The sequence below is a fragment of the Streptomyces sp. NPDC051913 genome (genome assembly GCF_044593635.1).
In the GTDB taxonomy this organism is placed as follows: domain Bacteria; phylum Actinomycetota; class Actinomycetes; order Streptomycetales; family Streptomycetaceae; genus Streptomyces.
Genome location: NZ_JBIUCI010000018.1, coordinates 136,315 through 155,361 on the forward strand (window position 1 = coordinate 136,315; position 19,047 = coordinate 155,361).

At 71.4% G+C, this 19,047-nt stretch carries 4 protein-coding genes; all 4 read left to right on the forward strand.

Translation table 11 applies throughout. The annotated features are described in order from the left end of the window. Window positions 1-12 precede the first annotated feature (12 nt). The 4 genes from ACIHIX_RS38785 to ACIHIX_RS38800 are packed head-to-tail and all read left to right on the forward strand — an operon-like array spanning window position 13 to window position 18,865. On the forward strand, window positions 13-3,225 hold the full coding sequence (locus ACIHIX_RS38785) for an AAWKG family protein (RefSeq protein WP_399964824.1): 3,213 nt from the start codon (window positions 13-15) through the stop codon (window positions 3,223-3,225). Then, window positions 3,222-3,704 (forward strand): YbaB/EbfC family nucleoid-associated protein, encoded by a 483-nt coding sequence (locus ACIHIX_RS38790; RefSeq protein ID WP_399964826.1) that lies wholly within the window; start codon window positions 3,222-3,224, stop codon window positions 3,702-3,704. The genes ACIHIX_RS38785 and ACIHIX_RS38790 overlap by 4 nt, the downstream gene beginning before the upstream one ends. Next, a complete protein-coding gene (locus ACIHIX_RS38795) occupies window positions 3,701-4,066 on the forward strand; it encodes a hypothetical protein (RefSeq protein ID WP_399964828.1) in 366 nt (121 codons plus the stop codon). Before ACIHIX_RS38790 ends, ACIHIX_RS38795 begins: the two co-directional genes overlap by 4 nt. Further along, window positions 4,067-18,865: a hypothetical protein gene (locus ACIHIX_RS38800; protein WP_399964830.1), complete on the forward strand. Its 14,799-nt coding sequence runs from the start codon at window positions 4,067-4,069 to the stop codon at window positions 18,863-18,865. Window positions 18,866-19,047 lie beyond the last annotated feature (182 nt).

Consider the following 19,047-nt stretch of genomic DNA (forward strand, 5'->3'; position numbering starts at 1 on the left):
AGGCCCTTCGTCATGGCTCTCGACCCCAGCAAGATCACTGGTGATCTCAGTGCGACGAACGACCACTGGCACGAAGCCATCAAGCTGTTCACCGGATACGTCGCACCGGCGCGGGACACCCTCTTCGACACCCTGGTCGGCAACGAGGGCATCCCCCTGATGAAGGTCGAGATATCCGACGTCTCCCAAGTGGACTACGTCGACACCGAGGATCTCAACTGGCTCTACGAGAACGCCGGTTACCGGATCCAGAACACCGACTTCGTCATCCCCTTCTACCGCACGAGCGGGAACGGCGGAGCCGGGTCGGACGTGACGATGCACAAGGCGCGCATCACCCTCCTCGGCCAGAAGAGCGGGGACGACCCGCCGTCCGGCGGCTATGTCGAAGGCGGCACCTTCAGCAGCCAGTACGACAACCACCTGGGCATGGGCAAGCCCACCTGGGACACCCGGCCGCTGGCCCAGTACAGCTACGGCACCGGGCTCGCCCTCGAAGCGCTGCTCAACAAGCCCGAGGGCACCCACGGCTTCTCGTGGAACGAGGTGTCCGTCGACGAGGCGGCGTCCGTCACCCTGAACAACTTCGACGTGGTGGCCGGGGCGTTCGACCGGGCCGCCAAGTTCTTCGTCGACCAGCAGAAGAAGATCGAGGAGTGGCAGACCCGGGTCGGCCTGGAGAAGAACGACGCCTGGCGCGGCACGGCCGCCGGTGTCTTCTGGGACCTCGTCAAGAAGCTCAACAAGCAGTACAGCGACTACGCCGACGACATGAGTCCCAACGGCAGCTACTTCTCCAAGCAGGGCAACGAGATCCGCGACGCCAAGAAGGCGCTGCGCTCAGCCGCCTGGGACCTGCACACCAGCTGGGCCACCTGGGAGTACAAGGACGGCAACCCGCTGAGCTGGCTGCACGCCCTGCTGTCCCGCATCACGAAGTACGTGTGGGACCACAACATCACGAAGATCACCTACGAGATCGTCCCCAGCTACTCGGAGGCCCCCTCGACGGTCAACTACGTCGCGGAGGCGGGGTTCGACAACAACGCCAAGGACCCCGGCGACGCGAACACCCCCGCCCGCGAGTTCGGTGACCTGAAGGACCTCGCCACCTGGGCGAAGATCGGCAACCAGGCGCTCCTCGACTGGCAGAAGTCCGTCGTCGACCAGCTCGACAAGGCCGCCGTCGCCGCCCTGAAGGACGTCAAGGACGCCTGGAGCAAGTCCACTTTCGACCTCGGCGACATCAAGTCCCGTGGCGGCAGCTCCCTGGAGGAGGGTCTTTCCAAGGACGAGGCCGAGGTCACGGAGGAGGAGGCGGAGAAGAAGGCGGCGGAAGCCGCCGCTCAGCAGGCCGCCTACATGCAGTGGATGAAGGACCAGGCGGCCAAGGCCGAGGCGGAGGCCGCGAAGGCCAAGGCCGAGCAGGAGGCCAAGGAGAAGGCGGCGGAGGAGAAGGCCGCCAAGGAGAAGGCCGAACAGGAGGCCAAGGAGGCCGCCGCCAAGGCCGAGCAGGAGGCCAAGGAGAAGGAGGCCGAGGCCAAGGCGGAGCAGAAGGAGAAGGAGCAGGAGGCCAAGCAGGCCGAGGCGGAGAGAAAGGCCGAGGAGAAGGAGGCCGCCGCCAAGGCCGAGCAGGAGGCCAAGGAGAAGGAGGCCGAGGCCAAGGCGGAGCAGAAGGAGAAGGAGCAGGAGGCCAAGCAGGCCGAGGCGGAAGCCAAACAGGAACAGAAGGAGAAGGAGGCCGAAGCCAAAGCCGCCGAGGCGCAGGCGCGTCAGGAACAGCTCCAGATCGCCCAGATGAACCAGTCCAAGGCCGAACAGGAGCGCCAGCGCAAGGAACAGGAGCAGAAGGAAGCCGAAGCCGAGGCGAAGGCCGAACAGAAGGAGAAGGAAGCCGAGGCCAAGCAGGCGGAGCAGGAAGCCAAGCAGGCCGAGGCGGAGAAGAGGGCCGAGGCCAAGCAGGCGGAGGCGGAGGCCGAGCAGGAGGCCAAGGAGAAGGAGGCCGAGGCCAAGGCGGAGCAGAAGGAGAAGGAGCAGGAGGCCAAGCAGGCCGAGGCGGAGAAGAAGGCCGAGGAGAAGCAGGCCGAGCAGGAGGCCAAGCAGGAGCAGCTCCAGGCCGAGCAGGAGAAGAAGCAGGCCCAGGCCGAGGCCGAACAGCGGCAGTTGGAGCAGGAAGCGGCCAAGCGGGAGCAGGAGGCGCTCGCCCAGTACGACGACGCGCGCCAGGAGATCCTCAACAACGGCGACCCGTCACAGCTGTCGCCCACCACGATCAGCGGCCCGGTCAACGACGCCACTCTGGACCTTCCCGGCGGCGGCGAGACCCACATCGACTCCTCCGGGCGCGTGGTCACCGAGTACCCCGACGGCAGCTCCACCACCATCGACCCGCTCACCCACAGCTCCACCGTCACCCGCGCCGACGGCACCACCCTCTCCGGCCCCCTCAACACCGGTGATCTGCTGACCAATCCGGACGGCAGCGTCACCCACCTCGACGCCGGCGGGCACGTGGTCACGGAGTACGCGGACGGCACCGTCCAGACCGTCGACCCGGACACCGGCGCCACCACCGTCACATTCCCCGACGGCACGACGTCCTCCGGCTATCTCAACGGCGGCGACCTGCCGACGTACGGCTCGTCCGCGGGCCCCCAGCCGTCGTACGACCACCCCTCCTACGAGGAGGAGCTGTACGACGACACCCCCTACCGATCCCCCCTGGACTACGGCTCGTCGGACACCGTCCAGACGGCGTCGAGCAACCGCCAGCAGCTGAACACCGGTGCGTTCCCGGGCCTCGCCACGACCAGTGGCGGGCAGGACGGCGCGGCCGGCACGGGATCGTCCACCGGCAGCGGAACTCCCATGGGAGGCATGCCGATGGGCGGCATGGGAGGCATGGGCGCGGGCGGCGGCGCGGGCAACAACGACGGCGAACGGGTCCGCAACGTCATCGACAGCGACGTCATCAGCAACCGCCGCACCCGCACCGGCTCGGGCGCGGCCCGCGGCAACGGCGGTTACGCGGACGACGAGGTGCGGGTGGCGGCGAGCGGCCCCACGGCCGGCGCGACCCCCTTCGTCCCGCCGGCCGGCGGCCAGGGAGCGCCGGGGCGGCCGGAGACACAGAGCGGAAACCGCGCCCGGGAGGCGTGGGAGCCCGAGGACGAGGACGTCTGGGGCGCGGACGAAGGAGGCGCACCCGCCGTGATCGGCCGATGAGCGAGTCGATGAAGCAGAAACTGGCCCAGGCCATGGCCGAGTTGGAGGCCGTACAGGAAGCCGTGGCACGCGCCGAGGGCGAACTGAACCAGGCCTCGGCCACCGCGCGCTCCCGCGACCGCACGGTGGAGGCCACGGTCGGCGCGCAGGGAGAGCTGACCGGGCTGAAGTTCCTCGACGGCCGGTTCCGCAACCTGCCCGGACCCCAGCTGGCCGCCTCGATCCTGGAGGCCGTGCAGGAAGCCCGCGCGCAGATGGCCCACCGCGTGATGGAGACCTTCGCCCCGCTCACCCAGCGGGAAGGCGGCGGCGCCACGGGAATCGGCGGCATCGACATCGACTGGGACCGCCTCTTCGGCTCCGCGCTGGAGGACGGCACGGGGACCGGCCGCGGCCGGTCGGCCAAGGACCGGCTGCGCGACGAGATCCACGAGGACCCCGACGACCACCAGCCCCGAGGACAAGGACGGCAGCCATGAGCTCGGACAGGTACGAGGCGAACCCCGCCGGTCTGCGGCAGGGCGTCGAACTGATCGGGGTCCTGCCGGACCTGGCCAAGAAGGCCGGGGACGACTTCGTCGCCCAACAGGCCGAGTACCAGGGGGCGTACGGCTACGACGACGAGTTCTACCAGCAGAACTTCCCGGCCTACACCGAGGCCAACGAGACCCTGCTGTCCGTGTTCCGGGAGTACGGCAACGCCTTCGCGTACCTGGGATCCGCCACGCTCGGCAACCTGCGCAACATCGAGGGCACCCAGCAGGACGCGCTGGAGGGGATCAACCTGCAGAACAACCGGCTGGACTCCTTCGAGGACGGCTCCGGGTCCGGGAAGCACTGAATGGAGGAGATCAACTTCCCACCGGACGTCCGGAAGATGCTGTTCGTCCTCATCGGTGAGATGCCGTTGCAGGCCAGGGAGAATCTGCTCTACGCCAGCCGCGAGCTCTACAGCTACTACGGCAAGAACCTCACCAAGCTCAGGGACACGGCCCGCGAGACCATCCAGAAGTCCCGTGACTCCCTGCCGCCCGCGGTCGCGGAACAGTACGTCCAGGGCCTCACCATGCTGATCGGCGAGGGTCGCGGCAACGACCCCGTCCAGCGGGTCCTCGACCAGATCACCGACCTCGAGAACCGGCAGATCGACCTCTCCCAGAACGTCCAGGGCGCCAAGTGGGAGATCATCGCCGAGATCATCATGCTGATCGCCGAACTGGCGATCCTCACGGCCCTGATGGCGTTCACGGGTGGCGCCTCCGTGTCGCAGATCTTCCTGGCCCGGGCCCGGAGCCGGTTCGCGGTCCTGATGATCATCGACCGGCTGCTGACGATGACCCACATCCTGCCGACCCTCACCGAGGCGGTCACCGAGGCCCTGCAGACCCTCGCGGTCCGGCTGGCCCAGATCGCCCTCAACAGCGGTCGGCGCAAACCCGACGGCATCGACTGGGGCGACGTCGGCAAGGCCGCCGCGTTCGGCGCGGTCGTCGGTCTCTTCGGCAGCGTCTTCGAATGGGTCGCGAAACCCTTCAAGTCGATCTTCAAGGACCTCAACGCCGACGTCCTCGACAAGTTCAGGTTCAACCCGAACGACCTGCCCTACAAGCTCCTCAGGAACGGTCCGCCCGAGGTCGTCGGTGCCTTCGTCATCGCCGGCGCCGCCGAGGGACTCGGCGAGTACGTCGTCACCGGCGCCTTCGAGGGCAACTGGGACTTCAAGTGGGAGACGTTCGTCGGCAGCGGCTCCAGCGCCGTCTTCGAACTCGGCGCGTCCGTCGCCCTCGGCGGCGCGGGGCTGTGGGCGTACAACAAGTACTTCGACAACAGGAACACCTTCACCGAGATCAACGACCTGTCCGGGTCCGGTGGGGGAGCGGGCGGATCGTCCGGGTCCAGGTCGGGGTCCGGGTCCGTGAACTCCGGTGGCGGTTACGGCGGTTCGGTCCCTGTGAGTGTGGTGCCGTCCGCGTCTCCGGTGCTCCCGGGACCCCTGCCGTCGGCGACCACGTCCGCCACGTCGAGTCGTACGACGCCGAACTCGACGTTCACTCCCACGCCGTCGCCGTCCGGTCTCGCTGCCACGCCCATCGACCACTCGCTCCCGCAGTCCCCGGCGTCGTCGGACATCGAGTCCGTGCTCAACCCTGCCTCGCCGCTGTCGACCACCTCCTCGGCGACCGGCGACTTCACCGACGCCTCCGGTCTCACGCTGCCCAAGTCGTCCGTCGCCCTTCCGGGCCCGACCGGTACGGACACCGCCGCCACGCCCACCGGCTCGGACGACTCCGAGTCCGTGTGGTCGGACACCTCGTCCTCCGACCCGCAGACCGTCACGCCCGCGAGCCCCGTGTCGACGGCCACGGGCCCGTCCCACACGCCGGGCACCGGTACGGGCGGCGTCGCGCGCCAGCCCGCCCCGGAAGTGGTCACCGAGGCGCGGGACGAGCACGCCGAGGCCAGACGCGCCGTCGCCGAGGCCGAGGGCAGAGCCGACACCATCCGGCAGCGCGTGGAGACGGGCGTCGGGTCGAGCCGCGACGCCGACGCGCTCACGCGTGCCACCGAGGACGTGCGGCAGGCCGAGTCCCACCTCACGCAGACCGAGGAGCGCCTGCGGGAGTTGGGGATCGACCCCTACGCCCCGGACGCGCACAGCGGGCAGGTGCCGGTCGTCCGACGCGACGAGGGACAGCGTCAGTGGATCGCCGACCGCATCACGCCGGCCGACCTGCCCGCCGAGCCGGGCGACGTGACCGATCCGTCCGACCCCGCCGTCCTCGACCGGGTCAAGTCGCTGATGGTGCAGCCCGGGCCCTGGTTCCCGGAGCTCGACACGACGGCGGCCAACGCCACCCGCCGCATCTGGCAGGAGGCCTACGTCGACTTCGCCGACTCCCTGCCGGACGAGGCCGGGGACAACGCCGGGCAGGCCTGGAGCACGGCCGTCTCCCTCGTGCTCCCGCTGGAGCTGCATCCGGTCCTCGCCGACTCGCGGCACGCCCTGGAGTCGTATCAGAGCGCCGTACGGCAGGTGGCCGACGTGCTGGTGACGGGCGGCGGCCGGGAAGCGGCGACCACCCTGGCCGACCGGCTGCGCCACGGGCTCGACCTGCCCGCCCGGCTGCGCGGCGGCGCCGACGGCGGCGTACCCGCCCCGCCGACGGCGGTGCCCACGGCGGGGGAGAGCGGCTCCGGTTCGGGCCCGCAACCGTTCGCGTCGGACGGCGAGTCCTCGGACTCCGACGACGAATCCTCCGACTCGGCCGCATCCGAGGACGAGTCGGACCTCGACGACGACTCGGACACCGAACCGATCGCCGCACCACCGCGCCGTCCGCCCACGGCGTCCGCACCGGCCCCTGCTCATGACCCCGATGCCGACTCCGAGGACGAGACCTCTTCCGAGTCGGAGCCCGAATCCGAGCCCGAGCCCGAGTCCGGATCCGAGCCCGAATCCGACTCGGACGAGCAGTCGGACTCCGAGGACGACAGCCCGATCGCGGCGCCTCTGGCGCGCCCCACACCGGTCGCCACGGCGGCGGAGGACTCCGCATCCGAGTCCGAGGAGGACTCCGATGACGACGCGGACGACTCTGACGACCCCGACGACGACCCCGACGACGACCCGGACGACCCGGACGATGACGGCCTGGCCCGCCCCGAAGACCTGGAGCGGCTGCGGTACCAGAGCGAGGCGGAGGAGTACGAGCGCAGGCTCGCGGACTTCCTGTCCGAGCACCCGGACGTCACGGCGGAGGTCAAGCGGTTCGTCGCCCTGCTGTGGGAGAAGACGCCGCCGCTGCTGCGGCCCATGCTCGGTTCCCTCGACAACTCCGTGCCCGGCTCGGTCGGTCGGTCCCTCGACGCGCTCGAACAGGTCGTGCAGAACGGCAACTTCCGTGAGCGGACGGTGCTGTTGTGGAACGCCCTGCGCTACCACGTCTTCGACAACCTCCAGAAGACGCGGAAGACCTATCCGCCCCTGATCGAGGCCGATCGGCGCTGGCGTGGCACCCCCTCGGACGGCCCTGCGCCGCAGCGCGACCCGAACAGCCTGCGCCCGCCCCTCAGCCAAGCCGAGCGGGACTTCTCCGAGGGCGGCAGCGCATGGACGACCGGCGCCGAGCGCTCCGGCATCTCCCACCGGCCGCCCGCCCCGCTGCCCACGGACGAGCGCCCGTTGACCGTCGAGGACTCCCCGCACTACGCCGCCCAGAGCACCGGCGCCCTGCTCATGACCGGCCTGTCCGGTACCGCCTACTTCTGGCTCAACGCGGTCGAGGCGGCCAACACACAGTGGGACGCGGGCCTCGACCTCGGGCTGATGCGCCTCGCGCTCATCGGCACCCTGCTGGGCAACCGGCACCACTCGCTGCACGAAGTGCTGACGGCCGCCGAACTGTGGGCCACCGAGGAAGACCATCCGGAGCGTCACGACCTGGACTTCGGATACGACGACTCCTGGGACCGGTACAACCGGCTGGAACCGCTCAGCGAGCAGGACCTGCGCGACCATGTCGCGGTCGGCGGCCGGTTCCCGAACGAACGGGTCCGGGAGTTCTATCAGGGCGGCACCTCGGGCCGGCCACCCCGCTCCGCCGTACCGCGCCTGTCGGACCTGCTGCTCCAGGGCTCCTGGTGGCGCCTGTTCATCGACCCGAACGTGCACGACGAGGTCTTCGCGCCCAGACCCGAGGACATCGGCGGCCACCTGGACCGCATCAAGTACCCGGGCTACCGCAAGGGCATGACCGAGCTGTACGCCGAGGTCCTCGACGGTGGCAGCGGCGACCGGGACTGGACCCGCGTCGACGTCGCCGCCTACGAGGAGATGCACGACCTCGCGACCCGTCATCTGACCGACGGCGGTCAGAACAGGTCCACCACATGGTCGGGCTCCTCGATGGTCACCCATCGGGGTACGGGAGTGGAACGCCTGGCGGCGGACGTGGGTGAGGAAACGGTTCTCGGACGGCCCCTGCTGGTCGACTTCAACGCGCAGCAGCCGGGTGGCCCGCGACCGATGATGGTCTTCTGGCTGGGTGGCCGGGTCTCCAGCAACTACACCGTCGAGGACGCCCGCAACGCCGTACAGGAGCTGCTGGACCGGTACTACGACGAGGTGGCCGTCGCGGTCAGCCCGGACGACAAGCTGCGGGCGATCGCGCGAGTGACCCGTGCCCTGCAGATCCTCCAGCCCTTCACGGACGCCAACAGCCGGGTCAACGTCCACACGCTGATGCAGAAGTTCCTGCTGGAGCAGGGCTTCCGGCCCGCCGTACTGATGAACTCCCACTCGCTGTTCCTCGGCGGGTTCTCGGTGCCGGAGATCGCCGCCCAACTCAAGGACGGCATGGAGCTGTTCGACCAGCACCTGCGGTGGGCGCGCTGGGACGGCTTCAACCAGTTCGGCGGCCCGCGCGACACCCGGCTCGTCGACGGCCTGGCCCAGGAGATGGGCCTGACCGGCGACTCGCCGGGAGAACTCCGTCGCCGGGTGGTCGACACGGTACGGACCGCCAGGGCCATGTTCGGCGACGAGATCCCCGGCAACGACCAGGCGGGCCAGGCCAGATGGCTGGGGGCGTTCCAGCGTCTGCGCGACACGGCGGGCACGCTCTTCCCTGAGCTGTCCGGGCCCGACGCGATCTCCGAGTACGTCTCCCGGGTCTATGAACTCGGCCCCGAGGACGACCTGTTCGACGAACACGTCCTGGCGACGGTCGAGTCCGTGGGCAGCCTGCCGGCCGACGGGAGCCCGCTGGACATGGACGTCGTGCGTGAGCACCTACCCGAACTCGCCGACGATGACGATGCGGCGCAGTCGGAGACGGACGGGGCCGCGGCGGAATCCGATGACGACGCGGAGGGCGACTCGGATGACGACTCCGACCCCGAATCCGACTCCAGCTCCGATTCCGGCTCGGACCAGGGCTCGGACTCCGACGACGACTCGGACTCCCCGTCCGCCGCGCCACCGCTCCTGTTGCCGCGGACCGCGTTCGATCCAAGTGCGCCCGCCGGCAACACCAGGACCGCGCCCGCGCCCCGCGCCCCCGCCACCGAGGCGCCGCTGCTCCTGCCCTCGATGGCCTTCGACCCGAACGCGGGCTCGGGCGGCCGGCGGCGGGGCGGGCTGCGCGGTGGATCCCGGGACAACGGAGCAGACCCGCTGGCGTCACGCTGGCCGGTCGGACGTTCCGTGACCCTGATGGCACCCCGGCGCGCCCCGGAAGGGGAGACCGCCCCGGCCGTCGTGCCCGTGGGGGCCGTGCCGGTGCCCGAGGGCAAGGGCAAGAACACACCGCAGGAGACATGGTTTCCCGTCACCCTGCGCGAACCGTCCGACCCTCACGACTCGGCGTCGGTCCGGTCCGGATCGTCGGCCGCCGAGCCCCTTGGGTACGAGGTCAGTGACACGGGCCGGGTGAGGCTGCCCGACGGGGTGGAGCTGACCGCGGAGGGCTGGGTCGGCTTCGGCGACGACTTCGTCCATCTGCCGTCGGGGGCGTATCTGCGGGGCGACAGCGGCTGGCTCGGCCGCGTGGAGAACATCGACGCCTTGCGTGACGTCCTGGACGAACTCGACCCCGACACGGCCCCGTACAGTCTGGTCGCGGACCGCGCGAAGGGCGTGTTCCTGACGCCCGAGGGAGAGGGTTCCCGGGCCGTCCACCTGCCGCTGGATCTGCCCGCGCAGGTCAGGCGTGACGCCCCGGTGCTCGATCCCGCCCTGCCGGCCCCGTCCGCCCAGCGGCGCACCCCCGCACCGCTTGATGCGGACCGCACCATGCCCGCGTACGTCGATGACCTCGAAGCACTCCTGCCGGGCGACCTCACCGACGACGAGCGACGGCAACTCCTGGACAACCCCAGCACCTTCGGCCAGAGCACGGTCGCCCTGCGCGGGATCGCCCAGGTGGTGGACAGGATCCGGCACGAGCTGGGGCGCCGGCCCGGCGCGCGGCCTCGCCATCAGGATCAACTCTCCGCCGACATCGCGCGGTTGCTCGCGGAGAAGCCGAAGTCCCTCACCGACCGCGGCCGTCCGCTCCCGTATGGCAACGAGGACGGCAGGCTGCGGGTGCTGCACATCAGGGCGCGGCATCACGGGAAATGGACACCGTACGACGACGGCATCGGTCACGCTTCGAAGATCGACAGCATGCACCGGGCCGCGGCGGTCTTCGGTTTCACCAAGAACATGCAGGCCAACTCCCAGTACGGCCTGGGCGGGCCGCTCGGACCCGTCGGCGCGGCGGCTTTCGGGGGCTACGGCCGCCTCGCCTTCCGGTTCGGCTTCATCGACAAGGTCGGCTACACGCTGACGGACCAGCGCCAGAACCAGATGGAGACGCGCACACTCGACGACTCCCGGACCTACCTGGACGACCTCCACTACGAGATGTGGGTCACGGACGCCACCGGGCAGGTCGTCACGGACAGCGACACCGAGACCGACACGGACACCGACGACGACGGCGTCGAGATCGCCCAAGTGGTGCCGGTCCGCTTCGGGTTCGGTGTCCGCAACGGCCTCCAGGTACGGCTCCCCGACAGCGTGACCAAGGTGGCGAGGCCCGGCCGTATCCCGAGATCCATCGACCTCGGCCGCGACTCCCAGTACCGCTTCGTCCGGGTGGAGGGCTACGGGCCGGTGGCGGTCATCCGGGACTGGGCCGCCCAGCTCATCGGCGCGCTGCCGGGCAGCACGGCCTACGACGAACTGGACACCTTCTTCTCGGGCGACAGCTTCCAGCGGCACAGCGCCACGATGGCGCGCGGCCGCATCACCACCCCGCCGCTCTTCGCCGACGACAAGAACAAGTCGCCGTTGGGCGTCTTCGTCGTCGAGGAGGTCGTTCCCCGTACCGCCGTGCTCTTCGGGGAGACCGACAAGGCCGAGATGCGGGACATCAACACCTCCACGGTCCGCAGCGAGCGCAGCCGGGCCCAGGGCAGAAGCGTGCTGCTCCAGGCCGCGGCCGGACCCGCCTTCAACTTCTTCGAGCCGGGCCTGGCGCCGTTCGACCTGCGGCTCCAGTTCGGGCCGAACGCCCAGTACTCCTTCGCCCGTAACCGTCAGGGCGGCCTCGGCGGCGCGGGGTCGCTGAAGTCCGCGGGACAGGTCAAGGGCCCCAGGACCGCCCTGTACGTGGTCGTGAAGTCGGTCCGGGTCCGTCGGGCCGGCGACAGCGGGCCGCCCGCCCAGTTCCTGACCTGGAGCCTGGACCGGATGACCAGCTCCGAGGCGCGGCGGCTGGCCGGCTGGGACGACGGCACCTCGCTCGTCCTGCGGCACGGCGCCGTGCCGTTCGCCCCGGCCTATCTGACGCTCGACCGGCCGCGGACCCTGGGCATGCACCGGGTGAAGGAGTTCGCCTTCGACGACGGCAGCCGTTCCCGGGTGCTGCCGGACGCGGCGGACGGCGTGGGCCGCACCCTGCTGGACGCCTTCGCGGACAGCGTGGTGAACGCCGTCGCCGCTCGGCGCCGGGGCCTGGTCGTCCCCCTCGACCAGCTCAACCTGCCGAAGGGCTGGCGCGCCCGATTCCACGACATGATGCGGCGCGACCCCGGCAGGGTCCTCGACGCGGCCAAGAGCCTGCCCGTGCCGCCACAGTGGTCGGACCCCGCGAAGTACCACGCGGCCCTCCAGAACACCCTGCAGATCCTCGGTGTGCTGTCCCAGCAGAGCGTCACCGCCGGACTGGAGGCGCTGACCACGGTGGGACTGAGCATCCGGCTCACCGACCCCGGCTCCGTCGGACAGACCTACTACACCGTCCGGGTTCACGGCACGCTGACCGGACGCCGCTACGAGGGCAAGGACCTCAACGAGGGCATGCGGTTCAGCGCCCAGGGCGTGGAGCGGATGGACGGCCAGACCAGCGCCAGGCGGGGCGCCGACCTGGGATTCGAGGGCACGCTGTCGGGGCGCGACAACAACGTCGACGACGCCGGGCTGCCGCAGAACACGCTCGGACTGACGCTCGGCGCGCGCAAGGGCTGGCAGCGGGAGGCGGAGACCGGCTTCGGCTCGACCGTCACCAACGAGCCGATGTCGGTGAGCAACCAGCCCACCCACCTGTACCGCTACGACCTCGAACTCACCGCGACCCTGGGCGGGTACTGGCGCCCTCGCGGCCTGATCCGCGGCCTCGGCCTCGGGCTGCCGGGACTGCTGGTCCTGGACGAACCCACCGACATCGTGTTCGGCCGGACGGCACAGGGACTGCTGCGGGGCGGTGGCCCGGTGACGGGTCAGGTGCTGATCAGCGTCCCTGTTCAGCACACCCCCGAGGCAGATCCGCACGCGGACGGGGCGCTCAACCCGTATCTCACCGACGAGCCCGCACCCGTGACGATGAGTTCGGAGCGCGCCCTCGCCCTGGCGAAGGGCGACCTCACACTGCCCGACGGCAGCGGCCCGGGCACGGCACGGCTCTCCGGGCGCGGCACCGACCAGTTCCGGGAGCTGCGCCGGCACCCGTTCGTGATCGTGAACGTGGTCCTGTCCCCCCAGTTGGTGGCGGCGGCGAACCGGGTCCTGCGAAGCGCGTCGGGCAGCGCCTGGCAGCTGGTCAAGGAGGGTGCCCCCACCCGGGAGGCGATCACCCGCGTCTTCACTCCCCAGTACCTGACCGCGAACTTCGACCAGAGTTCCGGCCCGCTGGGCCTGGCGGGCAGCGGTCTGCTCGGCAAGGGGCCCGCCGCCGAACTGTGGGGGACCTTCCGGTACGCGACCACGGTGTCGGGGCTGACCCTGCTCACCGGCTCGATGGCCATGGACACCGAGATGATCCTCGGCGGCACCCGCCAGGCATCCGGCAAGGTCAGCAACACCACCACGTTCGTCTTCGGCGGCCAACTGGGCTACAACGCCGCCCGCGACCCCGGGCACGGGCTGCTGAGCGTCTACGGGCTCGTCGCCAACCCCGTCTCGCGGTCCCGCACCCACGGCAGCAACGTCGTACGGACGGTCGTCGCGGACATGAACCGCAAGGGGTTCACCCACCAGGTGCTGGTGGCCGGCGATGTGCAGCACTGGTTCGCGCTCACGACCAGCCGCCTCGGCACGGGTCGGTTCGGGCGGGCCGCCGCGGGCAGTTCGCTCGTTCCGTCGGCCCTGGCGGGGGCCGCGGGCACGGAGGTGACGACCCCCGCCGGTCTGCTCGCGCATCTGCCGGAGAAGAGTGCCTACCGGATGGGCCTGATCGACGACGGACTCGGCGACGTCCCCCGTTACACCCAGCACCTCTGGTCGCCCCAACCGTGGCTGCTCGGGGCCCCGTTCGGAACGTACGCGGTGAACTCCCTGGACCCGACCGACGCTCTGCTCGCCTTCGAGCGGCGGATCGACGGTCTCGGCCTGGACGAGCCGAGCCGCGAGAAGATCCGGCAACTGGTGTCGGCCCGCGCCACCCGGGCCCTGAAGGGGGAGATGGCGACCACCGGTCCGTCGGCGATGGTCACGGTCAAGGGCTCCGGATGGGGCAGCGTACGGATCGGCACCCGCTGGGTACGGGTGCGGGTCGAACTCGTCGCGGGGACGCCCGAGTTCCACGGGCTCGACCACAGCGTGGAGATGGAGGAGAACCGGCGGGCCATCGAGGCCGTCCAGAAGAACTCGGAGGCGTCCTCCGGGGCGGACCTCGCGCTCCAGACCAGCCAGCTGGTGCAGACCGGCAACGCGTCCGTCGCGGGCGCCGGACCCACGTACACCGAGGGCGGCTCCGCCAAGCGGACGGTGTCGTCGAGCCACACGACCACCACCGTCACGATCTACCGGGCGGCGTCCACCGAACCGCACGCGGAGATCGTCACCCCGTACACGATGCGGATCACCCTGGAAGCGGACGACACCCCGCACACGGGCGGTGCTTCAGGGCGCACGGTGGAGGACGGCACGACCACGGCCCTGGACCGGTTCCGGGGCAGGCAAAGGATCGTCGAGGAACACGCGGTCGGGGGCCTGCGCGAGCATGTGCCGCTGAGCCTGATGCAGCCGGCGCCGCCGGACCCGGCCACGCCCGGCACCGTCGCGTCCGCCGCACGCAGGGCCCTGCCCGCCCCGGACCCCGGTGCCGATCCCGCGCTGGCCAGGGCACCCCGGCCGACGCCGCTCCCGCCGCAGCGGCGGGAGGTGACCGTCGTGTACGGCGACGGAGTCCGACGGCCGTTCACCTTCCCCGAGAACGGCTTCCACCCCAGGGCCGTCATCGGGGTGGACAACATCCGCGCCGCGAACGACCTGCTCCTCACTCGGTCCTACGACGCGGGCTTCTCCCTCACCGCACTGGAGTCCCCGGACGGCCCCGACGCCGCGACCCTGACCGCGCTCCTGCGCACGACCCGGACGACGGGCCTGACACGGCTGGGCACCGGCTCCGCGCAGGCCCTGGAGGACGGCACGAGCCACATGGCGGTCACCGCGTTCTACCCGCGCACCCTGGAGCCCGAGGGCTACCGGATCGCGGGGCTGACCGAGAAGTCCTTCCTCGGCACCGACGACGGCGAACTGTCCCTGCACTCCACTCCCGACTTCAGCCGCGCCCTGCTGCTGACCGTCGCCGACGGAAAGAAGCTGGAGGTGCTGCGGCGGCACGGCGAGAACGCGGGCACCTCATCGGCGGGGGAGCACACACAGGGCGGCAACCTCGGCGGCGGTTTCCTCTACGACTCGCCGAGCGGGGTCGGCCTCAACCAGATCGGGCTCTTCGGCCCCGGCCCCAACGCCCTCGACGGCGACGGCATGCCGGTCGGGGACGACCACCTGACCTCCAGGAACCTCAAGCCGAAGACCGGGCGCACCTTCCTGTTCGCGATCCCCACCACCTTCGTCGGTGTCGGCGACGTCCACCGCACCTTCCAGGACTCCAAGGCGGTGACCCTCCTGCGCGGGACCTTCGGCCACGTCCGGCCGGGGCCGCAGGCCATGGAGTCCGAGGCGTACGTCGTCGCCTGGGTGAGGGAGGACGTCGCCCGCGAGCTGTCGCTGATCACCGACGAGAACTTTCCCGCTTCCGTCGGCACGTCCTGGGACGCGGTGGGGAAGGCGAGCAAGGGCTGGGTCGACGCCGATCAGGCCTACTGGAAGAAGCGGCGTACCGCGATCCACCTGCGCGATGCGGTACGTACGGCCGAGACCGCGGCGATCGAGGCGCGGAACCGCGTGAACCCGCTGCTGGACGCCGCCGAAGCGGCCGACACCGCGTTGGAACAGGCCGAGGCGGACGCGGCGACGGCCCGCGAGGCCGCGCGCGACCTCGACCGGGCGGCGGACGCGCTCGACACGGCCGAGGCTCGCCTGAGGACGGTGCAGGACACCGCGACGGCGGACCGCGCCACGGCGGCGGCGCTGGTGACCACGGCCCGGGAGACGCTGGACATGCTGCCCGGCTGGGCCGAACTGCCCGGCAACGAACTGCCCCCCGACCATCTCGAACAGGCCACCGCCGACCTGGCCGCCGCGCGGCGGCGAGCGGACGAACTGCGTGCCGCGGCCGACCGCGCCGTCGAGACCGTTCGCCGCGCACGCGACGAGGCCGCCGGCCGGCTCGCCGCTCTGGAGCAAGCCGCACTCGCTCCGACCACGCCGCTCACCCCGGCCGCCGACGCCGCTCGGGCCCGGCAGACCGCTGACGCCCGGCGTGCGGGCGCCGACCGACGCGTCACCGGCGCCCGCACCCGGCAGACCGCGGCGGCCCGACGGCTCGATCAGCCCGCGCGGGCCGAGGCCGCGGCCACCGAACGCCTCCAGGCGGCCCGTGACGCCTTCGAGGCCCGACGCCAGGACCTGGAGCGGCTGCGGGCCGCCGCGGACACCGCCGCGGCGGAATACCACCGAGTGCGGGCCGCGACCGACCAACTCACCCGCTGGCACCGGCTGGCGACCACCGCGGACGGCAGACGGCAACTCGACGGCCTTGACGAACCCCCGGTGGCGACCTACCAGGCGCCGCCGAAGCCGACCGCACCCCCGCCCCCCGACCGGCCCCGCTACACCCGGACCGTCACCGAGGAGCACACCGTCCTCACCACGCCGAGCGGCCGGCAGACCTATGTGCTGAGCGAGGTGGACCACGACGGCGACGCCTTCTTCCACGCGCTCCTGCACGGCCTGTCGGGCGCGGCACCCGAACTGCTCGCCGCGGCGGGCATCGACGCCGCGAGCCCCGACGCCGTCCCGCAGCTGCGCCGAAGGCTGGCCGCCCGGCTGACGGATCCGGCCGACGTGGATCTGCTGGCCTTCGTGACCCCGGACGAGACCGACTCCTTCACCGCGCGGGAGGTGAGCGAGGCGGGCCTGGACCTCGGCACGGACACGCCGGCCCGGCGCGAGTTCGAGGCCCTGGGCGTCGTCCCGCACGCCGCCGACCTGAGCCCGGAGGCCCGCGCGGGACTCGCGGTCGCGCAGTTGCTGCGGCGCGGTGACGCCGAGTCGGAACGTGGCTGGAACCACTCCGCCGCCGACCTCTTGCCGATGCTGGCCGCGCGGACCTTCGGCGTGCGGATCACCGTGGTCAGGGCCGACGGGACCTTCGACCACTTCGACCCGGCAAGTGCCAAGGCGGGACGTGGACTCGAGGGCCTGATCGACGACGCCGGGGCCCCTCGCCCGCATGTCGTCCTCAGCCTGGCCGACCGCCATTACCAGCCCGCCCGGCCCCTGGGCCGGCCGCCCGTGACGGAGGCGCAGACGGCACTGATCAAGGCCGCGACGCCACCGGTGGCCGACGGGGACACGACGGCACCGACCTCGACCGGCGGAGACTCCACCTCCGTGGCGCCGCCGGTGCCACCCGGGGGATCGCCCCGCAGGGTCGACACCGACGACCGGTCCTTCACCGTACGACCGGTACCCGGCGACGGTGACTGCCTCTTCCACGCGGTGCTGGACAGCATCGCGGCTCAACACCCCGGCCGGTCGACACCCGGTCCTGCCGCGCCCCTGCCGCAGGTGCGAGACGACCTCGCCCACTGGTACGCGGAATCGGCCGACGCCGCTGCCTTCCGCGCCCTCCATGCCGCCCAGGACCCCGTGGAGACCCTGGTCGCGGACCTGTTCCCGGGCCTCACCGCGTTGCAGGATCTGCTGGGCCGCAACGACCCGCCCGGCCTCACCGACGAGCAACGCGACCGGATCACCCGGCAGTTGTCGCACGAGCGGCGCCGGGCGGACCTGCGCGCCCTGGCGGCCGACGACCAGGAACGCGAGCTGCTCTCCGGTTTCCCGGCGGCAGCCGTCGCGGAACTTGTCCCCGCTGCCACGGCCGACCCGTGGAAGACGGAGCCGGACCGGGCCCGAAACCTGACCCGGCGGGCCCAGGCCGACACCCTGCGCGCCGAGGTGCTGAGCCTGCTGCGCGCTCCGGCGGGCGACGCACGGGCGGACGCGGTGTGGCGGCGGATCCGGTCCTCCCTGCCCCCTCAGCCCAGGGCCCACATCCCGGCGGACCGCCGCGCGTTCACCACCACCGGCTACGGCGCTCTGGTCGCCCGCTCGCTGGCGTCCCCGGCGCTGTGGCACACCCCGTTCTACGACGACGCGCCCGCACTGCTGGCCCATCGGCTGGGTGTGCGGCTCGTCCTCGTCCAGCCCTCAGCCGACGGGGGCCACACCGTCGTGGACCTCGCCCCGGACGCCACCGGCCCCGTCGTGTACGTCCACTACAACGGCCGGGACCACTACGAGGCGCTCATCCCCACGGCCCCCGCACCCACCGGCACCGCCCCGGCCTCGCGGCCGGAACGAGAGGACCGGCCGGCCCCGCCGCCCGCCCCGACCGCGCAGGACGCGGAGACACGCGACCGGCTCGCGAACCTCCTGCGCCGGCACGGCGCGGACGAGGCCGACGCGGCACGCCTGACGGCCGGACTGTCGGCGACGACCCTGGCGCGACTGCGGGCTGCGGCCCAGGGGACCGGCGCGCCGGCTGCCACCGTCGGCGGGCCGACCGAGCCGGGGAAGGCGACAGAGCACGTCGCCGCCGCGGGCGAGGAGAGCCGGGCTGCCGCGCCACCGGCGCCTGTCTGGAGCGAGGCGGGCGTGCTCACCCTCGGCGGCGCCCCCTTGCACCTGCACGAAGTGCCGGGAGACGGCGATCGGTTCACCGAGGCCCTGGTCCACGCGCTGCGGGCCGACCTCGCGGAGCTGACACAGGGCGACGCGGAACTCGTGGCCGCGCTCACGGCGCCGGGCGGACCGGACGCGGTGCACCGCTGGGTCGAGCAGCGGCTCGCCACCCCTGACGCCGCGGACAGGGCGCCGCAACTCGCCGCCCCTGACTGGCTCGGTGGCCGCCAGGAAGTGTCCACCGCCGACCTCACGAAGGCGGGCGTGGCGCTCAACGCGGAACAGCGTGTCTTCGTCGAACTCGGCGGGACCAGCCTTCCCGTGGCGGAGGTCGACCTCTCCCTGCCCGCGCGCTACCGGTTGCTGCGGCAGAGCGGGGACGGCCGGCCCGTCACCGACACGGTCGCCGAACTACTGAGCCAGGAGCTGGGTGTGAGACTCACCATCATCCAACCGGACGGCGAGGTACGGCAGTTCGGACCCCTGTACGGTCCTGCTATCGTCCTGGCCCGGATAGACGGTGTCTATCGTGCGGCGACGACGTCAACTCCCCGGTGAAGAGCGATGTGCTGATGTTCCGTCAGGTTCGGAATTGTCCGTTCGGAACCGGCAGTTCACGTCGCGCACACCGTCAAGTAACCATGACGGGCAGTCCGGTTGGGGCGCCGACCGCAGACTCGCCGATTGAAGCTAATGTGTTCGAAGAGGCTGACGAGGCCGAAGGGATGGAACGCGTCTTG